The 23,713-nt window shown below is 73.7% G+C and carries 8 protein-coding genes; 7 read left to right on the top strand and 1 reads right to left on the bottom strand.

The features are described 5' to 3' along the window. The first annotated feature begins 77 nt into the window (after nt 1-77). The 6 genes from WME76_RS07915 (at nt 78) to WME76_RS07890 (ending at nt 19,042) form a co-directional block, all read left to right on the top strand. Nucleotides 78-12,530 (top strand): non-ribosomal peptide synthase/polyketide synthase, encoded by a 12,453-nt coding sequence (locus WME76_RS07915; RefSeq protein WP_437959573.1) that lies wholly within the window; start codon nt 78-80, stop codon nt 12,528-12,530. A gap of 120 nt (nt 12,531-12,650) precedes the next feature. After that, nucleotides 12,651-13,241 carry a cysteine hydrolase family protein gene (locus WME76_RS07910; protein ID WP_437959572.1) on the top strand — a complete coding sequence of 197 codons (591 nt, stop codon included), beginning with the start codon at nt 12,651-12,653 and terminating at the stop codon, nt 13,239-13,241. A gap of 93 nt (nt 13,242-13,334) precedes the next feature. Then, nucleotides 13,335-14,363: a hydrogenase expression/formation protein HypE gene (hypE, locus tag WME76_RS07905; protein WP_437959571.1), complete on the top strand. Its 1,029-nt coding sequence runs from the start codon at nt 13,335-13,337 to the stop codon at nt 14,361-14,363. Beyond that, nucleotides 14,335-16,713 carry a carbamoyltransferase HypF gene (gene hypF, locus WME76_RS07900; RefSeq protein ID WP_437959570.1) on the top strand — a complete coding sequence of 793 codons (2,379 nt, stop codon included), beginning with the start codon at nt 14,335-14,337 and terminating at the stop codon, nt 16,711-16,713. The genes hypE and hypF overlap by 29 nt, the downstream gene beginning before the upstream one ends. Then, nucleotides 16,710-18,353 (top strand): cyclic peptide export ABC transporter, encoded by a 1,644-nt coding sequence (locus WME76_RS07895; protein ID WP_437959569.1) that lies wholly within the window; start codon nt 16,710-16,712, stop codon nt 18,351-18,353. The genes hypF and WME76_RS07895 overlap by 4 nt, the downstream gene beginning before the upstream one ends. Nucleotides 18,354-18,403: 50 nt before the next feature. Next, nucleotides 18,404-19,042 carry a glutathione S-transferase family protein gene (locus WME76_RS07890; RefSeq protein ID WP_437959568.1) on the top strand — a complete coding sequence of 213 codons (639 nt, stop codon included), beginning with the start codon at nt 18,404-18,406 and terminating at the stop codon, nt 19,040-19,042. A 102-nt stretch (nt 19,043-19,144) separates the two neighbouring features. On the opposite strand, the gene glgX is transcribed toward WME76_RS07890, so the two are convergent. Beyond that, nucleotides 19,145-21,490: a glycogen debranching protein GlgX gene (gene glgX, locus WME76_RS07885; RefSeq protein WP_437959567.1), complete on the bottom strand. Its 2,346-nt coding sequence runs from the start codon at nt 21,488-21,490 to the stop codon at nt 19,145-19,147. 329 nt (nt 21,491-21,819) lie between these two features. Here glgX and WME76_RS07880 point away from each other — a divergent pair, with 329 nt between their 5' ends. After that, a complete protein-coding gene (locus WME76_RS07880; protein ID WP_437959566.1) occupies nt 21,820-23,466 on the top strand; it encodes a 4-alpha-glucanotransferase in 1,647 nt (548 codons plus the stop codon). The last annotated feature ends 247 nt before the right edge of the window (nt 23,467-23,713 follow it).

Below are 23,713 nucleotides of genomic sequence, written 5' to 3'. Positions count from 1 at the left end.
GCCGGGCGGGCCTCGCAGAGCGCGACGGAGCGCGGATGAGCGCGAATGAGCGCTGGAGCTTTTCGATGAACGGTGATGTGCTGCGTGATCTGGGTCGCTGCGCGACCCTGGTGGATCTCCTCCGCTCCCGCGCGGAGGCCCAGGGCGACGCCCTCGCCTTCCGGTTCCTGACGACAGGAGACGTGGACGGCGGGGCGGAGGAGTGGACGTATCGAGATCTCCACGCCCGCGCGATGGCCATCGCCGCGTCGCTGCAGGCGGCGGGGGGCGCCGGGGAGCGCGCGCTGCTGCTGTACGCGCCGGGGCTCGACTTCATCGCGGCGTTCATGGGCTGCGTCTACGCCGGCGTCGTGGCGGTCCCGACCTACCCGCCGAACCCCGCCCAGATGGATCGCACCCTGCCGCGGCTCCGCGCGATCGCGCGCGACGCGGGCGCCAGGTTCGTCCTGTCGACCGCGCAGATCGCCTTCATGGCAGAGGCGCTCGGGCAGCAGGCGCCGGAGCTCGCCGAGCTCCGCTGGATCGCCACGGACGCGATCGAGCCCGGCGCGGCGTCGGCGTGGCGCGCGCCGGCGATCTCGGGAGAGACGCTCGCGTTCCTCCAGTACACGTCGGGCTCCACCGGGCACCCCAAGGGGGTGATGGTGAGCCACGCGAACGTGATGGCCAACGAGCGCGCCATCCTCGCCGGCTTCGAGCACGACGCGGGCTCGTCGGGCGTCGGGTGGCTGCCGCTCTTCCACGACATGGGGCTGATCGGCAAGGTGCTGCAGCCGATCTTCGTCGGCTTTCCCTGCACGCTGATGTCGCCGCTCGCGTTCCTGGAGCGGCCGCTCCGGTGGCTCCAGGCGATCTCGCGCTTCCGGGCCACGACGAGCGGCGGGCCGAACTTCGCGTACGATCTGTGCGCGCGCAAGGCGACCCGCGAGGATCTGGCGGCGCTCGACCTCCGCTCCTGGACGGTGGCGTTCAACGGCGCGGAGCCGGTCCGCGCCGAGACCCTGGACCGGTTCGCGGCGACGTTCGCGCCCTGCGGCTTCCGCCGGGAGGCGTTCTACCCGTGCTACGGGCTCGCGGAGGCGACGCTGCTCGTCTCCGGCGGCCTCCGCGCCGCGCCGCCCGCCTGCGTGAGCGTCGACGCGGGCGCGCTCGCGCGGGGGGTCTCGCTGGAGGTGGACCCGGCCGCCGCGGGCGCGCGGCGGCTCGTGTCGTCGGGGGCGCCGCGGTCGCGCGTCGCCATCGTGTCGCCGGAGGGCGGCGAGCGCCGCCCGGACGGCGAGATCGGCGAGATCTGGGTCGCCGGCCCGAGCGTCGCGGGCGGGTACTGGGGGCGCGCCGAGGAGACGGCGCGCACGTTCGGCGCGCGCCTCGAGGGCGACGACGGCGGGCCGTACCTGCGGACAGGAGATCTCGGCTTCCTCTCGGGAGGGGAGCTGTTCGTCACCGGGCGCATCAAGGACCTCATCGTCATCCGCGGGCGGAACCTGTACCCCGACGACATCGAGCGGACGGCGGAGGCGGCGCACCCGCGCGTTCGCCCCGGCTGCGCCGCGGCGTTCTCGATCGAGGTCGGCGGGGAAGAGCGGCTCGGCGTCGCGGCCGAGCTCGACATGCGCGGCGGGGGCGAGGCGCCGCCGGACGTCGTGGAGGCGCTGCGGTCGGCGATCGCCCGGGAGCACGACGTGCAGCCGCACGCGGTGGTGCTGCTCCGCCCGCGCACCATCCCGAAGACGTCGAGTGGAAAAATCCAGCGACACGCGTGCGCGCAGGGGTTCCGGGACGGGACGCTCGAGACGCTCGCCGTGTCGGTCGCGCCGGAGGCGCCGGCGGGGGCGGAGCGGGCGCGCGCCGCGGCCGATCCGGCGCGGATGATGCGCCTCGCGCTGCGCGCGGTGCCCGCGCCGGAGCGCGCGGGCCTGCTCGTGGAGGTGGCGCGCGAGGAGCTCGCCCGGCTCGCGCGGGTGGACGTCGGGAGCGTCGCCCCGACCTCGAAGCTCATGGCGCTGGGGCTCGACTCGCTCGCGGGCGTCGAGCTGCAGGCGCGCTTCGAGGAGCTGCTCGGCGTCGCGGTGCCGGCGCAGCTCGTCTGGCAGGCCGCGACGGTCGAGGAGCTCGCGGCGGCGCTCGCGGCGACGCTCGACGCGCCGGCGCCCGCGCCAGCCGCCGGGCCCGCCGCGGCGGCGGGGGAGCCGATCGAGCTCTCCTCCCACCAGCTCCGCCTGTGGTTCTTCTGCCGGTTCGCGCCGGAGAGCCCGATCTACCACGTGGTGTTCGGCGCCCGGATCGTCGGGGCGCTCGACGAGGCGAAGCTCGAGGAGAGCCTCGCGGCCGTCGTCCGCCGGCACCCGGCGCTGCGCACGGTGTTCCGCGAGATCGCCGGGGAGCCCCGGCAGATCGTGCTCCCCGAGGCGGCGGTGCCCCTCGCCCGCGCGCGCGTCGAGGGCGCGGGGGCCGAGGAGCGCGAGGAGCGCCTGCGCGCGCTCGCCGCCGCGTGGGGGCAGCGGCCGTTCGCGCTCGAGGAGGGGCCGCTCCTCCGGGTGTGCCTCGCGTCGCTCGGCGAGCGCCACCACGTGCTCCTGTTCGCGCAGCACCACCTCGTGACCGACGGCCGGTCCATCGAGGTGCTCGTGCGCGATCTCGCGGCGGCCTACGCCGCGCGCGCGGCCGGCCGGGCCGACGCGCGGCCGGCACCGCCCCTCGGGTACGCCGACTACGCGCGCGCGCAGCGGGCCGCGCTCGCGCGGATGGACGCGGAGCGCGCCTACTGGAAGGCGAAGCTCGAGGGGCTGCCGCGGCTCGACCTCGGCGCCGAGCGCCGGCGCCCGGCGGCGTCGCCGTTCGCCGGCGGGACGGTGCGCTTCTCGCTGCCCGCGCCGCAGGTCGAGGCGGCGCTCGCCGCCGCGCGCGCGGAGAACGCGACGCTCTTCGTCGCCCTGGCGGCAATCTACGCGGCGCTGCTGCACCGCACCACGGGGCAGGAGGACCTCGGCATCGCCGTCGTCGTCGCCAACCGGAGCCGCCCCGAGCACCAGGAGATCGTCGGCTTCTTCGCGAACACCGTCGTCCTGCGCGTCGATCTCGGCGGGAGCCCGAGCTACCGCGAGCTCGTCCGCCGCGTGCGCCGGACCATGGCCGAGGCGATGGAGCACGCGGAGCTGCCGTTCGACGAGATCGCGCGCGCCGCCGGCTTCCGGCGCGAGGGGGATCGGGACGCGCTGGTCCAGGCGAGCTTCGTGCTGGAGAGCGTGGCGGAGCCGCCCGTGGGCGCCGCCGAGGGGGCGCTGTGGCGGCCCGTGCTCTGGGCCCCCGACGGGGCCGTGGAGGGCACCGCGAAGTTCGATCTGGGGCTCAGCGTGGCGCGCCTCCAGGGAGAGCTGGTCGCCGCGCTCGAGTACCGCGCGGACCGCCTCGCGCGCGACGAGATCGAGCGCATGGCGGGTCACCTGGGCGTGCTCCTCCGCGCCGCCGCGGAGGCGCCGGACCGCCCGATCGACGAGCTCCCGCTGCTCACCCCGGACGAGGAGCGCACCCTGATCGCGGGCTGCAACGACACCGCGGCGCCCCTCCCCGACGCCTGCTTCCACGACCTCTTCCGGGAGCAGGCCGCCCGGACGCCCGCGCAGATCGCCGTCGCCTGCGGCGAGCAGCGGCTCTCGTACGCGGAGCTCGACCGCCTCTCCGACCAGGCGGCGCAGGCGCTCTGCGCGCGCGGCGTCGGCCCGGATCGCCTGGTCGGCCTGCTGACGCGGCGCGATCTCGACTTCGCGGTGCTCGCGCTCGGCGCCCTCAAGGCGGGAGGCGCGTACGTGCCGCTCGACCCCGGGCACCCGGCGCACCGCAACGCCGACATCCTCGCGCGCGCGGGCGCCCCGCTCCTGCTCGTGGGCGACGCGATCCCGGGCGCGCTGCGGGGCGAGATCGCCGCCGCGGGCCCGGCCGCGCCGGAGGCGGTCTCGGCGGGCGAGCTGCTCGCCGCCGGCGCGACGGCGCCCGGCGCCGCCGCGCCTGGCCGCGCGCGCCCGGAGCACCTCGCGTACGTCATCTTCACGTCCGGATCGACCGGCGCGCCCAAGGGGGCGATGGTCGAGCACCGGGGGATGCTCAACCACCTCTTCGCGAAGGTGCGCTCCCTCGGGCTCGGGCCGTCGGACGTCGTCGCGCAGACAGCGCCGATCAGCTTCGACATCTCGGTGTGGCAGCTCCTCTCCGCCCTGCTCGCGGGCGGGGCGTGCCGGCTCGTGCCGGATGAGATCGCGACCGATCCCGTGCGGCTGCTCGACGCCGTGGGGGACCTCGGCATCACCGTCCTCGAGGTCGTCCCGTCGCTGCTTCGCGGCGCGCTCGACGAGCTGGAGTCGCGCCCGGCGTGGCGGCCGCGCCTCGACGGCCTGCGATGGCTCATGCTCACCGGCGAGGCGCTCGCGCCGGATCTCGCGCGCCGGTGGCTCGCGCTCTACCCGCAGATCCCGCTGATGAACGCGTACGGCCCGACGGAGTGCTCGGACGACGTCGCCCAGCACGTCATCGCCGAGCCCCCGCCGGAGGACGCGGCGTACGTGCCGATCGGGCGCCCGATCCAGAACACGCAGCTCTACGTGCTGGATCGGCGGCGTCAGCCCGTGCCGATCGGCGTCGCCGGCGAGCTGTACGTGGGAGGCGACGGCGTCGGCCGGGGGTACCTCCACGACCCGGAGCGCACGGAGGCGGCGTTCCTGCCGGATCCGTTCTCCCGCGCGGCAGGGGCGCGCCTGTACCGGACGGGCGATCTGGTGCGGCGCCTGCCCGGCGGCGAGCTCGTGTTCCTGGGCCGGATCGACCACCAGATCAAGCTCCGCGGCTTCCGCATCGAGCTCGGCGAGATCGAGTCGGTCATCGCGCGGTGCGCGGGGATCCGCGACGTCGTTGTCGTCGCGCGCGAGGACGCGCCGGGGGATCCGCGGCTCGTCGCGTACGTCGTGACCGAGGCACCCGGCTTCGATCCGAGCGCGCTCAAGGAGCAGCTCGCGTCGCGCCTGCCGGGCTACATGGTGCCGGCGGCGATCGTCCCGCTCGACGCCCTCCCGCTGAGCGCGAACGGCAAGGTGGACCGCAAGGCGCTGCCCGCGCCCGCGTGGACCGCCCCCGGGGAGCTCGCGGCGCAGACGGCGCCGCGCACCGGCATCGAGCAGGCGATCAGCGAGGTGTGGCGCGCCGTCCTCGGGGTCGAGCGCGTCGGCGTGCACGACGACTTCTTCGCGATCGGCGGGCACTCGCTCTCGGCCACGCGCGCGGCGGCCCGCCTGCGCGACGTGCTCGGCGTCGACGTCGCGGTCCGGTCGCTCTTCGAGGCGCCGACCGTCGCCCGGCTCGCCGCGGAGCTCGAGCGAGCGACCCGGGGGGAAGCGCGCCCGGCGCCGCGGCCGCTCTCGCCGGCGCCGCGCGGCGCGGAGGCGCCGCTGTCCTTCGCGCAGCAGCGGCTCTGGTTCCTCGATCAGCTCGAGCCGGAGAGCGCCACGTACAACGTGCCCGCGGCGCTCCGGCTGCGCGGCGCGCTCGACGTGGAGGCGCTCGCGGCCGCGATCATGGAGGTGGTCCGGCGGCACGAGGTCCTGCGCGCCACGCTCCACGCCGTCGACGGCCGCCCGGTCCAGCGCTTCCTCACCGCGCCGGACGCGTGGCCCCTCCCCCTCGTCGACCTCGCGGAGCTCCCCGCGCCCGAGCGCGAGGCGGCCCTGCAGCGCCTCTCGTCGGAGGAGGCCGCGAGGCCGTTCCATCTGGAGAAGGGGCCGCTCCTGCGCGCGTCGCTGTTCAGGCTCGCGCCCGACGAGCACGCGCTGCTCGTCACGCTCCACCACATCGCCTCCGACGGGTGGTCGCTCGGCGTGCTCGCGAGCGAGCTCACCGCGGCGTACGCGGCGTTCGCGCGGCGGGAGGCGCCGCGGCTCGCCCCGCTGCCCGTCCAGTACGCCGACTACGCCGCCTGGCAGCGGCAGGAGCTCACCCCGGACGTGCTCCAGGCCGAGCGGGAGGTCTGGCGGCGCAGGCTCGACGGCGCGCCGCCGCTCGAGCTCCCCACGGACCGCCCCCGCCCCGCGGCGCGGTCGGGCCGCGGGCGCACGCACCGGTTCGAGCTGCCGCCCGACCTCGCCGCCGCGCTCCGGCGCCGCAGCCAGGAGCTCGGGGCCACGCTGTTCATGACGCTCCTCGCCGCCTTCGAGGCGCTGCTCCACCGCTACAGCGGCCAGGAGGACTTCTGCGTCGGCACGCCGGTGGCCGGCCGCGGGCGGACCGAGATCGAGCCGCTCATCGGGCTGTTCGTGAACACGCTCGTCCTGCGCGCGCGGCTCGACGGCGAGCCGACCTTCGCGGAGCTGGTCGGCCGCGTGAAGGCCGACGCGCTCGAGGCGTACGCCCACCAGGACCTGCCGTTCGAGGTGGTCGTCGACGCGCTCGCCGTGGAGCGGGACCTCAGCCGGAACCCGCTGTTCCAGGTGATGTTCGCGCTCCAGAACGTGCCCCCGCCCGCGCTCGCGCTGCCGGGTGTCGAGGTGTCGCCCGTCGCGCTGGAGACCGAGCAGGCGCGGTTCGATCTGACGCTCTTCCTCACCGAGTCCGGCGAGGCGATCGAGGGCGCCATCGAGTTCGATCTCGATCTGTTCGACCCCGGGACCGTCGCGCGGCTCGCGGGGCATTACGAGACGATCCTCCGCGCCGCCGCCGCGGATCCGGGCGGCCGCGTCGCCGAGCTCCCGCTCCTCACGCCGCGCGAGCGGCGCGAGGTGCTGATCTCGTGGAACGAGACGAGCACCCCGCCGCCGCCCGCCGCGTGCCTGCACGAGCTGCTCGACGCGCAGGCCGAGCGGTCGCCCGAGGCGGTGGCCGTGGCGTCCGACGACGGCGAGCTCACCTACAGCGAGCTCCGCCGCCGCGCCGACGCGCTCGCCCTGCGGCTGCGCGCGCATGGCGTGCGGCCGGAGACGCGCGTCGGCCTGTGCGTGCGGCGGACGCTCGACATGGTCGTGGCCATCTGGGCCATCTTCAAGGCCGGCGGCGTCCACGTGCCGCTCGACCCGGGCTACCCCGCCCAGCGGCTGGCGCTCATCCTGGAGGACGCGGCCGCGCACCTGCTCATCACCGAGCGCGCGCTCTCGACGCTCGTGCCGACCGGGTCGGCCGAGGTCCTCCTGCTCGACGAGATCGTCGCCGGCGCGGCGCAGGACGAGGCGCGCGCCGCGCTGGAGGCGGGCCGGCCGGACCAGGCGGCGTACCTCATCTACACCTCCGGCTCGACGGGCCGACCCAAGGCCGTCGTGATCGAGCACCGCCAGGCCGTCGCGCTCGCGTGGTGGGCGCGGCGGGCGTTCTCGGACGAGGAGCTCGCCGGCGTCCTCGCGTCGACGTCCACGTGCTTCGATCTCTCGGTCTTCGAGCTGATCGTGCCGCTCTGCTGGGGCGGCAAGGTCGTCCTCGCGGACAACGCGCTCGCGCTGCCCGCCCTCCGGCGCGCCCGCGAGGTCACGCTCCTCAACACGGTCCCGTCCGCCGCGGCGGCGCTCCTCGCGGTCTCCGGCATCCCCGCGTCCGTGCGGACCGTGTGCCTCGCCGGCGAGCCGCTCCGCGCCTCGCTCGCGCGCGACGTGCTCGCGCTCCCGCACGTCGCGCGGCTCCTGAACCTCTACGGCCCCAGCGAGACCACGACGTACTCGACCGAGGCGACCGTGACCGCCGCGGCGCGCCCGACGATCGGCAGGGCCATCGATCACACGCAGGTCTACGTGCTCGACGCGCGGCGCCAGCCGGTGCCCGTCGGCGTGGCCGGCGAGATCTACATCGCCGGCGCGGGCGTCGCGCGCGGCTACCTGGGGCGCGACGAGCTGACGGCCGAGCGGTTCGTCCCCTGCCCCCTCGACGAGGCCAGGGGCGCGCGGATGTACCGCACCGGCGACCGCGCGCGCTGGCTCTCGACCGGCGAGCTCGAGTACCTCGGCCGGCTGGATCACCAGGTGAAGATCCGCGGCTTCCGCGTCGAGCCGGCGGAGACCGAGGCCGCGCTCGCCGCGCACCCCGACGTCCGCGAGGCGCTCGTGCTCGCGCGGGACGACGGCCCGTCCGGCCCCTGGCTCGTCGCCTACCTCCTCGCCCGGCGGCCGCTGGACGCGCAGGCGCTGCGGGCGTTCCTCGCCGAGCGGCTGCCCGAGCCGTTCGTCCCGTCCGCCTTCGTCGAGCTCGACGCCTGGCCGCTCAACGCCAACGGCAAGGTCGACCGCAAGGCGCTCCCGGCGCCCAGCCGGGAGGACGTCGCCGGCGAGGGCCGGCGCGCGCCGTCGACCCCGACCGAGCAGGCCCTCGCGGGCGTGTGGGGCGAGGTCCTTGGCCGCGGCGGGATCGGGGCGACCGACGACTTCTTCGCGCTCGGAGGGCATTCCCTCCTCGCCGTCCAGGTCGTCGCGCGCGCGCGGCGGCTGTTCGGCGTCGAGCTGCCGCTGCGCGCCGCCTTCGACGCGCCGACGGTCGCGGCCCTCGCCGAGCGCATCGATCGCGCGCGGCGGGACGGCGGCCGCGGCGCCCTCCAGCCGCTCTGCCCGGCGCCCCGCGGCGCGGAGGCGCCGCTCTCCCACGCCCAGCAGCGCCTCTGGTTCATCGAGGAGCTCCAGCCCGGCACGGCGGTCTACAACATGCCGATCGGGCTCCTGCTCCGCGGCCCGCTCGACCGCGCCGCGCTGGCGCGGGGCCTCGATCAGCTCGTCGCGCGCCACGAGGCGCTGCGCACCCGGTTCGAGCTGCGCGGCGGCCAGCCGGTGCAGGTCGTGATCCCCGAGGTGCGCCTCGAGCTGCGGCTCGTCGACCTGTCCGGCCTCCCCGAGCGCGAGCGAGAGCGCGCCGCGCGGCGCGCCGCCGAGGACGAGGCGCGCCGGCCGTTCGACCTCGCCTCGGGTCCGCCGATCCGCGCGGCGCTGCTCCGCCTCTCCGACGAGGCGCACGTGCTCCTCGTCACGGCGCACCACATCGCCTGCGACGGCGGCTCGATCCCCGTGCTGTTCCGCGACCTGTCCGCGCTCTACGAGGCGGCGCGCGCGGGCCGCGCGCCGGATCTGCCGCCCCTCCCCGTGCAGTACGCCGACGTCGCGATCTGGCAGCGCGCGCAGGCCGACGCGTGGCGAGGGCAGCTCGAGTACTGGAAGCGCGCGCTGTCCGACCTCGAGCCGCTGGAGCTCCCCACCGACAGGCCGCGCGGGAGCGCCCTCTCCCACCGCGGCGACACAGTCCCCGTGAGCCTGCCCGCGCCGCTCGTCGAGGCGCTCCGCGCGCTCGGCCGGCGCGAGGGGGCGACGATGTTCATGCTGCTCCTCGCCGGCTTCGTCGCCCTGCTGCACCGGTACACGGGCCGCGCCGGCGTCGCCGTCGGCTCGCCGACCGGCGGCCGCACGCAGGTCGAGATGGAGCCGCTCGTCGGCTTCTTCGTCAACATGCTCGTCCTGCGCGTCCGCGTCGACGACAACCCCACCTTCCTCGAGCTCGTGCGGCGCGTCCGGCAGGTCACGCTCGAGGCCCAAGAGCACCAGGACGTCCCGTTCGAGCAGGTGGTGGACGCCTTGCAGGTCAAGCGCGACCTCGGGCGCACGCCGCTCTTCCAGGCGGCCTTCGCGTTCCAGGGCGCCCCGGAGCGGCCTCGGGCGCTCGGGGAGCTCGACGCGTCGCCGTTCGCCGTCGACACAGCGACAGCGAAGTTCGACCTCCTGCTCGCGCTGGAGGAGGGCGACGAGGCCGTCTCCGGCGGGATCGAGTTCAGCGCCGACCTGTTCGACCGCGCCACCATCGAGCGCTGGCGAGGCCACCTCGAGGCCCTGCTCGAGGCGAGCGCCGCGCGGCCGGAGCTGCGGGTCGGCGATCTGCCGCTGCTCGGGCGCGAGGAGCGCGATCTCGTGCTGCGCGCCTTCGGCGCCGGCCCCTCGCAGCCCGCCCCCGGGGCCGCGTGCGCGCACCGCCTGTTCGAGGCGCAGGCCGCGCAGGCCCCCGAGCGGACGGCGCTCCTCTTCGAGGGCGCGCCGGTGAGCTACGGCGAGCTGAACCGGCGCGCCAACCAGCTCGCGCACCACCTCCGCGCCCGCGGCGTGGGGCGCGGCGCGCTGGTCGGCGTGTGCATGCCGCGCTCGCCCAACATGATCGTGGCGCTCCTCGCGGTCCTGAAGGCCGGCGGCGCGTACGTCCCGCTCGACCCGACCTACCCGCGCGACCGGCTCGCCTTCATGATCGAGGACGCGCGCCCCGCGCTGCTCATCGCCCAGGCCGAGCTCCTCGAGGCGCTGCCCGCGGCGCTGCCGCCCGTCGTGCGGCTCGGGGAGAGCGAGCCCGCCTTCGCGCACGAGCGGATCGACGACCCCGACGCCGGGGCGCTCCCCGACGACCTCGCGTACGTCATCTACACCTCCGGCTCGACGGGGCGCCCGAAGGGCGTGCTCATCGAGCACCGCTCGCTCTCCGCGTTCGCCGAGGCGCAGCGCAAGCTGCTCGGCGTGGAGCCGGGGACCCGCGTCCTCCAGTTCACCCGCCTCAGCTTCGACGTCTCCGTGATGGAGATCTTCGTGCCGCTCTTCGCCGGCGCCGTCGTGTGCCTCGCGCGCGCCGAGGCGCTCATGCCCGGCCCCGGGCTCGTCGATCTCCTGCGGCAGCAGCGGATCCAGATGGCGATGCTCACCCCGTCGGCGCTCATGGCGGTGCCGTTCGACGCGCTGCCCGACCTGCGCGTGCTGTGCGTCGCCGGCGAGGTGTGCCCGGCGGAGCTGCCGCGGCGCTGGGCGAGGGGCCGGCGCTTCCTCAACGGCTACGGCCCCACCGAGGCCACGGTGCTCGCGACGTCGGCCGAGTACGCGCCCGACGTCGCGCGGCCCACGATCGGCCGCCCGCTGCCGAACACGCAGGTCTACGTGCTCGACGCCCACGGCCAGCCGGCGCCCATCGGCGTCCCCGGAGAGCTCCACATCGGCGGGATCGGCCTCGCGCGCGGCTACCTGAACCGCGACGACCTGACCGCGTCCCGCTTCGTGCGCGCGGCGTTCCCCGAGGCGCAGGGCGCGCGGCTCTACCGCACCGGCGACCTGGTGCGATGGCTGCCGAACGGCGAGATCGACTTCCTCGGCCGGCTCGACGAGCAGGTCAAGATCCGGGGCTTCCGCATCGAGCTCGGCGAGATCGAGGCCGTGCTCGCGTCGCACCCCGACGTGGCCGAGGCGGCGGTGGTCACCCGGCAGCACGCCCCGGGTGACGTGCGGCTCGCGGCCTTCTTCGTCCCGCGCGGCGGGCGCGCCGACGCCGGCGCGCTGCGCAGGTTCCTGTCCGAGCGGCTGCCCGACTACATGGTCCCGCCGGTCCTCGCGCCGCTCGAGCGGTGGCCGCAGACGCCGAGCGGCAAGATCGATCGTCGAGCGCTCGCGGCGTCGGCGCCCGCGGCGCTCGCGGCGGGGGCGGAGGGCGCGCGCGTCCTGCCGAGGACGCGGATCGAGCTCGAGCTCTGCGCGCTGTTCGAGGAGCTCCTCGGCGCGGGCGGCGTCGGCGTGACCGACGACTTCTTCGCCCTCGGCGGGCACTCGCTCCTCGCCGTGCGGCTCATGGCCGAGATCCGCGGCCGCTTCGGCCGCGATCTCCCGCTCACCAGCCTGTTCCGCGCGCCCACGGCCGAGGGCCTCGCGGCGCTCCTGCGCGAGCAGCAGGGGGCGCCGCCGGGCCGCGCCTCCGTCGTCGTCCCGCTCCACGTCGGCGGCGCGCGCCCGCCGCTCTTCTTCGTGCACCCCGTGGGCGGCAACGTCCTCTGTTACGCCGACCTCGCGCGCGCGCTCGGGCGGGATCGCCCCTTCTACGGCATCCAGTCGTTCGGGCTGGAGACCCCGCCGCGCGCGCTCGGCAGCGTCGGCGAGATGGCCGAGGCCTACTGCGACGAGCTCCGCCGCGTCCAGCCCGAGGGGCCCTACCTCCTCGGCGGCTGGTCGATGGGGGGCGCCGTGGCCTTCGAGATGGCCCGCGTCCTCGAGCGCGGCGGGCGGCGCGTCGCCGCCGTCGTCCTGCTCGACGCGTACCTCCCGCCGTTCGACGAGCCCGGCGACGATCTCCCGCCGATCGCGCAGTTCGCCGCCGATCTCGCGGGCATCTCGGGCGCGTCGGCCGCCGCGGAGCTCGCCGGGCTGGGCGACGGCGCTCTCCATTCCGCGTGGCTGCTGGAGCGCGCGCAGGAGCTCGGCGCGCTGCCCCGCGAGAAGACGCTCGGCGAGCTGGAGGCGCTGCTCGACGTGTTCCAGCGGAACGCCGCGCTGCTCGCGCGCTACGTGCCCGGCGCGGTGCAGGCCCGGGTGGAGCTCTTCCGCGCCGAGGGCTCTCCGCGCAGGGATCCGCGGCCTGCGTGGGCCAGGTGGGCCCCCGGCCTGCGGAGCCACGTCGCGCGCGGCGATCACTACACGCTGCTCCGCAGGCCTCACGTCGAGGCGCTGGCGGAGCGCGTCCGGGCAGCGCTGCTCGAGGCGGACGGCGGCGACGCCGGGAGCGCGCCGCCGCCGGCGTGATCGCCGCGGGCGCCGCCGCGGCTCGTGGCGCCTCGCCGCGCGCCGTCGCGCGCCACCGTCCACCAAGGTTCTTCAGACGACTCGGCTCGATTCCATCAACCGCATCCAAGAGGAATTCCCATGCCCAACATCGCAGTGCTCACCAACGACCTTCAGTACGAGTTCATCGACAAGATGCCTGGAGGTCGCGAGCTCCTCGCCCGGGTGGCGCCGCAGTTCAACATGTTCCTCGGCGCCATCCGCGCCCTGGGGCACACCGTCGTCCACCTGCAGCTCATCAACGATCCGTCGGACCCCCAGATCCAGCGCCGCTTCCGCGGCAAGGAGATCCCCGCGATCAAGGGGACCCCCAACGCCGAGCTGATCACGGATTTCGTCCATCCGTCCGACCTCGTGATGGTCAAGCACCGTGACAGCGGCTTCTACGAGACGCCCCTCGACGACAAGCTGAAGGAGCTCGGCGTCAAGACGGTGCTCGTCACGGGCATCCAGACCCAGATCTGCGTGCAGACCACCGCGGCGGACGCGTTCTTCCGCGGCTACAAGGTGTGGGTCCCCGAGGACTGCGTGTTCTCGCTCAAGGAGGAGGACAAGCAGCGCTCCCTCGAGTGGATGGCGTCGTACTGCGCCGCCATCGCGCCCGGCGCGGAGATCATCAAGCGCCTTCGCCAGAGCGACGACCTGCCGAGCCGGGAAGAGCTGCTGGCCTGACGACCCGGGACGACGAGGCCGAGGAGCCGGGCGGCCTCGTCTCCCTCACCCACCCTCACCGAAGACGCTGCGGAGCCACCCCTGGAGCTTCACATGACAAGAGAGCACGCCAACGAGAATGAAGAGGTCGTCCTCGACCACGGGACCGGCGCCCGCCTGAGCCGGGAGCTCGTCGAGCGCATCGCCGCGACGCTCGGCGACACCTACACCGGCGCGATGGAGGACAGCGCGATCCTGGAGGTGCCCGCGGGCCGGATCGCCGTCACGACGGACTCGTTCGTCGTCACGCCGCTGTTCTTCGGCAACGGCGATATCGGGAAGGTCGCTGTCTGCGGCACGGTCAACGATCTCGCGGTCAGCGGCGCGAGGCCGCTGTACCTGACCCTGGGCCTCATCATCGAGGCGGGCTTCCCGATGTCCTCGCTGATCCGCGTCCTCGAGTCGGCGCGCGACGCGGCGAGGGAGGCCGGCGTGAAGATCGTCGCCGGCGACACGAAGGTCGTCGGCAAGGGCGAGGCCGACCGGCTCTTCCTCAACACGACAGGCGTGGGCGTCTTCGAGCGCCCGCCGCTCGTGAGCCGCGCCGTGCGGCCCGGCAACAAGATCATCGTGAGCGGGTATCTCGGCAACCACTCCATTCACCTGCTGTCGGTGCGCGAGGGGCTCGGCTTCGAGAAGCGGGTGCAGAGCGACTGCGCGCCGCTCAACGGGCTCATCGACGCGGTCCTCCGGGGCGTGCCCGGGGGCGCGGTGACGGCGATCCGCGACGTGACCCGCGGGGGCCTCTGCGCCGTCCTCCACGAGTTCGCCCGCGCGTCCGGCGCGGAGCTCTCCTTCGCGCGCGCGGCGCTGCCCGTGCTGCCGGAGGCCGTCATGGCCGCGGACATGCTCGGCATCAACCTCATCCACCTCGCCAACGAGGGGTGCCTCTGCCTGTTCGTGGACGCAGACAAGGTGGGTGACGTGCTCGGGATCCTCCGCGCGCACCCGTACGGCCGCAACGCGGCGGTCATCGGTGAGGTCAAGAGCGCCCCGGCGCCGGCCGTCTCGATGATCGAGCCCGATGGCACTCAAACCCTGCTCGAGGAGCTCTATGGCGCCGAACTCCCCCGACTCTGCTGAGCCCCGGCCGGCCGTGACCCGCCGCTTCCGGGTCTCGGGCATCGTCCAGGGCGTCGGCTTCCGGCCCTTCGTGCACCGGCTCGCGCGCGCCGTCGGGGCGCGCGGCTGGGTCCTCAACGACTCTCAGGGCGTGCTGCTCGAGCTGCAGGCCGGGGACGAGGAGATCCAGACGTTCCTGCGCGCGCTGGTCGAGTCGCCGCCGCCGCTCGCGCGGATCACGAGCGTCCGCGAGGAGGCGCTCGCCGAGCCCGCCCCCCGCCACGACGACTTCCACATCCGCGGCAGCGTCGATCTCCGCTACACGGACACGCTCATCCCGCCCGACTCGGACGTCTGCGCCGACTGCCTGCGGGAGCTCCGGGACCCGGCGGACCGCCGGCACCGCTACCCGTTCATCAACTGCACGCACTGCGGGCCGCGCTACTCGATCATCTGCGACATGCCGTACGACCGGTCGCAGACCACGATGCGAACCTTCCCGATGTGCCCCGCCTGCGCGGGGGAATACGAGGACATCGAGGATCGGCGCTACCACGCGCAGCCGAACGCGTGCCCCGCGTGCGGCCCCCGGCTCACGCTCACCGATCGGCTCGGCGCGCCCATCGACGCGGGAGATCCGGTCCGCTTCGCGATCGAGCGGCTGCGCGAGGGCGCGCTCTTCGCGGTCAAGAGCCTCGGCGGGTTCCACCTCGTGGCGGACGCCCGCAACGAGGCGGCGGTGAAGGAGCTGCGCCGGCGCAAGCGCCGCGACGCCAAGCCGTTCGCGATCATGGTGGCCGACTGCGAGTCGGCGAGCCGCCATGTCGAGCTCAGCCCCCCCGAGCGCGCGCTGCTCGAGAGCCGGCAGCGCCCGATCGTGCTCCTGCGCCGGCGGCCCGGCGCCCTGCCCGACGCGATCGCCCCCAGGAACCCGAGCTTCGGCGTCATGCTGCCGTCGACGCCGCTGCACCACCTCCTCCTCGAGGACCCGGCGCTCGACGTCCTCGTGATGACGAGCGGCAACCTCTCCGGGCACCCGATCGCGTACGACAACGACACGGCGCTCTCGCAGCTCCGCGACATCGCGGATTACTTCGTGCTGCACGACCGCGATATCCGCACCCGCGTCGACGACTCGGTCGTCCGGCTCACCGAGGCAGAGGGCCTCGACGCGCCGCTCCTCTCGTTCATCCGGCGCTCGCGCGGCTACGCCCCGTACCCGATCCACCTGGCGCAGGGCGTCGGCGCCGTCGTCGCCCTCGGCGGCGAGCTGAAGACCACCGTGGCCGTCGGCAAGGACAACCAGGTGTTCATCAGCCAGCACATCGGCGACCTGAAGAACGACTCGACGTTCAGCGCGCACGTCGACTGCTCGTCGCACGTCCAGCGGCTCCTGTCCGTGCAGACGGACACGGTGGCGTGCGACATGCACCCTGCGTTCCGCTCGACGCGGGCGGCGAAGCACCAGGGCGGCGCGCAGGTCGCCGCGGTGCAGCACCACCACGCCCACATGGCGGCCTGCATGGCGGAGAACGGGCTGAACGAGCGCGTGATCGGCGTCATCTTCGACGGCTCGGGCTACGGCCTCGACAACACGATCTGGGGCGGCGAGTTCCTGGTGGGCGACTACCGCGATTTCGTGCGCGCCGGGCACCTCCGGCCGATGTACCTCCTCGGCGGCGACAAGGCGGTCAAGGAGCCCATCCGCGTCGCCGTCTCGCTGCTCGTCGAGACGTTCGGCGAAGAGCTCGGCGGGCTCCGCGTCCCCGCGCTCGCGGACCTCGCGGACGAGCGCCGCGAGGTGTTCGTGAAGATGGCGCAGCGCCGGCTGAACGCGACGCCCACGACGAGCATGGGACGGCTGTTCGACGGCGTCTCGTCGCTCCTCCGCGTGTGCCACGAGGTCGAGTACGAGGCGCAGGCCGCCATCGAGCTCGAGGCGCTGCTCGAGCGGGACTTCCGCACGGCGCCGCCTCTCCGCTACGGCATCGACGAGCGCGACGGCCGCGTCGTCGTCGACTACCGGCCGCTCGTCCGGGACCTCCTGCGCGCGCTCGACGAGCCGGACGCCACGCCGGCGCACCTCAGCCGCCGGTTCCACTCGACGGTGGTGGACGCGATCGCCGCGGTCTGCCTGCGCCTCGCCGAGCGGTACGACGTGCGCCGCGTCGTCATGAGCGGCGGCGTCTTCATGAACGAGTTCGTCCTGATCAACGCGCTCCGGCGCCTGAAGCAGGAGGGCCTCACGCCGTATTGCCACCGGCTGGTCCCGCCGAACGACGGCGGGATCTCGCTCGGTCAGATCCTCGTCGCGGCCGCCCGCGTCCCCTCGGACCGGGGGCAGCGCCCCGCCACCACCGAGCATCCATGAAGCTGCTCTCCTTCGTCGCCGGCTATTCCCGGCGGATCCTCGTCCTCGCGGTCCTCGCGGGGGCGCTCTGCGGCGCCTGCAACACGGCGGCGCTCGTGCTGATCAACCGGTCGCTGCAGGGCGACCGCGGCGCGGTGATGTGGTCCTTCGCCGCGGTGTGCCTGCTGCTCCCGTTCGCGCGCTACCACTCGGAGGTCCTGCTCACGCGCCTCAGCCAGGGGGCGCTCTTCGATCTCCGGGTGAAGATCTGCCGGAAGATCCTCGGCGCGCCGCTCCGCCAGCTCGAGGAGATCGGCACGCCGCGGATGCTCACGGTGCTCACGGACGACGTCCCCGTCATCACCACGGCGCTCCAGCAGATCCCGATCATCTGCATCAACCTCGTCGTCGTGGTCGGCGGCCTCCTCTACATGGGGTGGCTGTCGCCCGTCATGCTGGCCTCGGTGGTCGCGCTCATCGCCCTCGGCGTCATCGGGTATCAGCTCCCGATGGGCCGGGCGACGCGCCATTTCCGCCGCGCGCGCGAGGCGACCGACGAGCTGATGAAGACCTTCCGCGGGCTCACGCGCGGCGTGAAGGAGCTGAAGCTCCACGCCCGGCGCCGCGAGGCGTTCCTCGCGACGTCGCTCGAGGGGGAGGCCGGGGCCGTCCAGGAGAGCAACGTGCGCGGCATGGTCGCGCTCACCGCCGCGAACGGGTGGGGACAGGGGGTGGTGTTCACCATCATCGGCGTGACGCTCTTCGTCTTGCCGCTCTTCCAGGTGGCGAGCCCCGAGGCGCTGATCGGCTATTCCCTCATCCTCCTCTACCTGATGACGCCCATGCAGGTCCTCATCGGCGCGCTCCCGGCCCTGAGCCGGGCGGGCATCGCCGTGAAGAAGGTCGAGGACCTCGGCGCGAGCCTCAAGGTCGACGCGGGCGAGGCGCAGGCGACGGCCCCGCTCCCCGACAAATGGAAGCGGCTCGAGCTCGCCGGCGTGACGCACGCGTATAGATCCGACGGGAAGGACGACACCTTCACGCTCGGCCCCATCCACCTCGGCGTGCGCCGCGGCGAGATGATCTTCATCGTGGGGGGCAACGGCAGCGGCAAGACGACCCTCGCGAAGCTGATCACCGGCCTTTACGAGCCCGAGGCCGGCGAGATCCGGCTCGACGGCGAGGCGATCACGGACCGGAACCGGCAGGCGTACCGGCAGCTCTTCTCGGTGGTGTTCTTCGACTTCCACCTGTTCGAGCGGCTGATCGGGCTCGACGCTCCCGAGCTCAACGTCCGGGCGCGCGCCTACCTCTCTCGCCTTCAGCTCGATCACAAGGTGTCTGTCGAGGGGGGCGCCCTCTCCACGACGTCGCTGTCGCAAGGCCAGCGGAAGCGCCTCGCGCTGCTCACGGCGTACCTGGAAGACCGGCCGGTCCTGCTGTTCGACGAGTGGGCGGCGGACCAGGATCCCGTCTTCAAGGACGTCTTTTACCGCCAGATCCTCCCGGAGCTCAGGGCCAGCGGCAAGACGATCATCGTCATCAGCCACGATGACAGGTACTTCGGGGTGGCGGATCGCGTCCTCAAGATGGACTTCGGTCAGCTCGTCGGCGAGGCGCCGGTTACAGCGCGAATGGACGAGACACGTGCCAGCGCCTGAACTAGAACCCGGCGCGTTCGTCATCTGACGGCGAGCCCCCGGGAGGTGTGATGGAACCGCTGGTCTTGTATCTAGGTACGAAGACGTACTCGACGTGGTCGCTCCGCGCCTGGCTCGCGCTGAGGCACACCGGCGCTCCGTTCTCCGAGGAGGTCATCGCCCTGTACCAGCCGGGGTCGCGCGAGGCGCTCCTCCGGCGCTCCCCCTCGGGGCGGGTGCCGGCGCTGCGGCACGGCGACCTCGTCCTCTGGGACTCCCTCGCGATCTGCGAGTACGTCGCCGAGCTCTTCCCCGAGGCGCGGCTCTGGCCGGAAGATCGCGCCGCGCGCGCGCTCGCGCGGTCGGTGTCGAGCGAGATGCACTCCGGGTTCACCGCGCTCCGCAACGCGATGTCCATGGATCTGCGCCGGGAGATCGCCCCGATCGCGCCGGACGACGCGGCCGAGGCGGACATCGCCCGCGTGACGGCGATCTGGGCCGAGTGCCGGCGAGCCCACGGCCAGAAGGGCGAGTACCTCTTCGGCCATTTCACGATCGCCGACGCGATGTTCGCGCCGGTGGTCACGCGGTTCCGCACGTACGCGGTCCCGCTCGCGGGCGCCGCGGCGGAGTACGCCGAGGTGATGTGGCGCCACCCGGGCCTCGCGGAGTGGGTCGCCGCGGCGCAGGCGGAGCCGCTGCCCGGCTAGAGCACCCCTCGCTCAGGCTCCTCCCTGCTCCGCGCCGCCGTGGGCCCCCGGGCGAGGGCACCTCGCCGGGGGCCGGGCCGCCCCGGAGGACCCGGGCGACGGCTACAAGGCCTTGCGCGACTTCGGCGCCTTGCTGCTGACCTTCTTCTTCGTGTTCGTGCCCTTCCGATCGAGGAGCCGCAGCACCGCCACGGAGCGATCGACGAGCAGGTAGCGCTCTCCCCCTGCCCTGGCCGGCACCGTGCGCGCCGGCTCCCCGGCGGTGCGCGTGTCGACGAGCACCTCCCAGCGCTCGCCGAGCTCGATCGCGGGCAGCACGAACTCGAGCGGCGAGTGGTTCGCGTTGATGAGGACGAGCAGCGTGTCGCCGGTGATCATCTCGCCGCGCGCGTCGGGCGTGCAGATCGCGTCGCCGCCGAGCAGGTAGCCGATCGCCCGCGCGTTCGGGTGCGTCCAGTCCTCCGCGTTCATCTCGCCGCCGTCGGGGCGGAACCACACGATGTCCTTGAGCCCGCTGCCGTGCACGTAGCCGCCCGAGAAGAACGTCCGCCGGCGCAGGACCGGCTGGCTGCGCCGGAGGGCGATGAGGCGGCACGTGAACTCGAGGAGCTGCTTGCGCCGCTCGTCGAGGTCCCAGTCGTGCCACGACATCTCGTTGTCCTGGCAGTAGGCGTTGTTGTTGCCGTTCTGCGTCTTGCCGATCTCGTCGCCCGCGTTGATCATCGGCACCCCCTGCGAGAGCAGCAGCGTCGCGAGGAGGTTGCGCTTCTGCCGCTCGCGCAGCTCGACCACCGCCGGGTCGCTCGAGGGCCCCTCGACGCCGTGGTTGTAGCTGTGGTTGTTGTTCGTGCCGTCCCGGTTCCCCTCGCCGTTCGCCTCGTTGTGCTTCTCGTTGTACGAGACGAGGTCGTTCAGCGTGAACCCGTCGTGCGCCGTCACGAAGTTGACGCTGGCGTACGGCCTGCGCCCGCTCGACGCGTAGAGATCGCTCGACCCGGTGAGCCGGTAGCCGAGGTCGGCCGCGAGCAGGTCCCCCTTCCAGAAGCGGCGCACCGAGTCGCGGTAGCGATCGTTCCACTCCGTCCAGAGGACGGGGAAGTTGGCGACCTGGTAGCCGCCCTCGCCCACGTCCCACGGCTCCGCGATGAGCTTCGTGCGCGAGAGGACCGGGTCCTGGTGGATGATGTCGAAGAACGAGCTCAGGCGGTCGAAGTCGTGGTGCCCGCGCGCGAGGGCCGACGCGAGGTCGAAGCGGAAGCCGTCGACGTGCATCTCGGTCACCCAGTAGCGCAGGCTGTCCATCACGAGCTGCAGCGTCTGGTAGTGGCGCGTGTTCACCGTGTTCCCGCAGCCCGTGAAGTCCATGTAGTAGCGCGGGTTGTGCGGGACGAGCCGGTAGTAGGTCCAGTTGTCGATCCCCTTCAGCGAGAGCGTCGGGCCGAGGTGGTTCCCCTCCGCGGTGTGGTTGTAGACCACGTCGAGGATCACCTCGATGCCGGCGGCGTGGAGCGCCTTCACCATCGCCTTGAACTCGGTCACCTGCTGGCCGAGCCGCCCGCTCGACGAGTACCGGCCGGCGGGCGCGAAGTACGAGAGCGTGTTGTAGCCCCAGTAGTTGATGTGCCCGCGCTCCCAGATCTCGCGCTCGCTCGCCATCTCGTGCACGGGGAGCAGCTCGAGCGCCGTGACGCCGAGCTTCTTGAAGTGGGCGATCGCCGCCTCGGACGCGAGCCCCGCGTACGTGCCGCGCAGGTTCGCGGGGACGCCCGGGTGCCGCTGGGTGAAGCCCTTGACGTGCACCTCGTAGATGACCGTGTCCTGCCAGCGCGTCGCCGGCGGCCGGTCGCCGTCCCACGCGAAGCGGTGGTCGACGACCACGGACTTCGGCGCGCCCCACGCGCTGTCGTGGTGGCAGATCTCGAGGTCGTCGAGCGCCGCCGGCGGCGGCGGCGCGGGGCACTCCTTCGCGCGCGCGTCCGCGGCGCGGCGGTCGCTCGCCGTCTTGCCCGCGCGCCCGCCGTCGCCCTTCTCGCCCGCCGCGCCGTCGCCCTTCGCGGCCTTGCCCGCGACGCTCTCGGGCGGGTGCTCCCCGCGGTCGTACGCGTAGAGCGGCGCCTTCCAGTTCGGCTCGCTGGAGAGCGCGTACGCGTACGGATCGACGAGCAGCTTCGCCGGGTTGAAGCGGTGCCCCGAGCGCGGGTCGTACGGCCCGTGCACCCGGTAGCCGTAGAGCTGGCCGGGCTTGAGCCCCGGCACGTACCCGTGGAACACGTGGGCCGTGCGCTCGGAGAGCTCGATGCGCACGCGCTCCACGACGTCGTCGACGGCCTCGAAGAGGCAGAGCTCCACCTTCGTGGCGGACTGCGAGAACAGCGCGAAGTTCACCCCTTCGCCGTCATAGGAGGCGCCGAGGGGGGTCGGCGCGCCGGGCCATATGCGTCTGGTCATCGGAAAATCCTGTGGAGCCGCGTATTCGCGAATTTGGCGCCGCTGTCGAGACACAAGCGCGTCCGGCGCGGTTTTTTCGCGCCCTGGGGCGCGTCGAGGCTCGCCCGTCCGCTCGGGTGGCGCCCGGCCGACGGTCGGGCGGCGCCCGTGTGGCCTCCGGTCGCGCTCGGAGCGCGCGCGCGATCGCCACACCGCGCGCGCGGCTCGGAGCGCGATCGCCCCGCGATCGCGGGCGTTTCCGCGATGATCGCGCGGAAGGAGCATCGCGAAGCCGCGCGACCCGGGATAGACTCCGCCCCCGAACGCCTGGAGCCAAGCCAAGAACGCACATGTCTTCCCCCTCTGCTGAAAACCAGTCCCAGGGCTCGTCCCAGAGCTCACCCTCTCCTTCCGGCGCGCGCCGCCGCATCTCCGGCGTGACGGTGCCGCTCTTCTCGCTGCGCAGCGATCGCTCGTGGGGCATCGGCGAGATCGGCGATCTCCCCGAGTTCGCCGCGTGGATGCAGCGCGTGGGGCTGCGCCTCGTGCAGCTCCTGCCGCTCGGCGAGGTGTCGGGCGGCGAGACGTCGCCGTACATGGCGCTCTCCGCCTTCGGGATCGATCCGATGTACATCTCGCTCTCGGCCGTGCCGGAGCTCCCGCCGGAGCTGGTGGGCGAGGCGCTCGGCGAGGACGTGGAGGCGCTCGAGCGCGCGAAGCAGAGCCCGCGGGTCGACTACGATCTCGTGCGCCGCGTGAAGGGGCGGGCGCTCCGCTTCGCCTTCGACAGGTTCGAGCGGGAGCACCACGCGAAGCAGACGCCGCGCGCGGCCGAGCTGGCCGCGTTCGTGAAGCGGCAGTCGGACTGGCTGCCCGACTACGCGCAGTTCCGCGCGTTCAAGGACGGCTTCCAGGGCATCGCGTGGTGGGACTGGCCCGAGGAGATCCGCCAGCGCAGGCCCGAGGCGATGGAGGGGCTGCGGCGCGAGCGCGCGCGCGACATCCTCTATTACGAGTACGTCCAGTGGCTCGCGCACACGCAGTGGGAGGCGGCGCGCGCGGCGCTCCGGGACAAGGGGATGGAGATCATGGGCGATCTCCCGTTCATGGTGTCGCGCGACAGCGCCGACGTGTGGGCGCACCAGGACGAGTTCCGGCACGACATGTCGGTCGGCGCGCCGCCGGACCAGTTCAACACGGAGGGGCAGAACTGGGGTCTCCCGCCATATTTCTGGGCCAGGATGCGGGAGAACGACTTCGCGTGGCTCCGGCGCCGGTGCCGCTACACGGGGCTGCTGTACGATCGGTTCCGGATCGATCACCTGGTCGGCTTCTACCGGACGTACATCTTCCCGGAGAACAAGGGCCAGGGGGGCGAGCGGCCGAAGGCGACGTTCGATCCGGCGGAGGAGCCGGCGCAGCGCGAGCACGGCGATCGCGTGATGCGGGCGATGCTCGAGGGGGCTGCGGAGACGGGGGCGCAGCTCATCGCCGAGGATCTCGGCGCGGTGCCGCCGTGGGTGCGGGCGTCGCTGACGGCGCTCGGCGTGCCGGGCTACAAGGTGCTGATCTGGGAGAAGGACGACGTCGTGTTCCGCGATCCGGCGGAGTACCCGGAGCTGTCGGTGGCGTGCTTCGGGACGCACGACACGGACTCGGTGGTGGTGTGGTGGGAGTCGCGGGACGAGCGGGAGCGCGCGGGGGTGCTCGATCTGCCGCAGCTCGCGCCGCGTCGGCAGGAGTTCGGCCGGGAGTTCACGAACGAGACGCACCGCGCGCTGCTGGACCTGATCCACGGGTCGAAGAGCGAGCTCGTGCTGCTGCTCGTGCAGGACGTGCTCGCGACGCGGGAGCGGGTCAACACGCCGGGGACCGTGGGGCCGGAGAACTGGTCGCTGCGGCTCGCGGCGCCGCCGGCGGAGATGGATCGGGATCCCCAGGTGCAGGGGGCGCTCGAGCGGGTGCGGGAGAGCATCAAGGCCAGCGGGCGCGGCTGAGAACTGCCCGGCCCGAGGCGGGGGGGTCGTGGGGCGGTGCGGGGGCCCCGCCGAACTCGCCTGAGCCATGAGCCATCCGGCTTCGCCGGATAACTCATGGCTCAGGCTCAGACATCGGCCCATCCCCCGCACCGCCCCACGACCCCCCCGCCTCGGGCCTACCGACGTTCCACGTCGGGACGTGAGCTGGCGCGGACATCAATCCACGAATAGCCCACGAATCGGGCTCATCTCGCCCGGACATCGG

This window comes from Sorangium sp. So ce119, from assembly GCF_051524405.1.
GTDB classification, from domain to species: Bacteria; Myxococcota_A; Polyangia; order Polyangiales; family Polyangiaceae; genus Sorangium; species Sorangium cellulosum_G.
The sequence above is the reverse complement of the archived record's forward strand: the minus strand, read 5'-3'. Positions and strand labels throughout refer to the sequence as shown.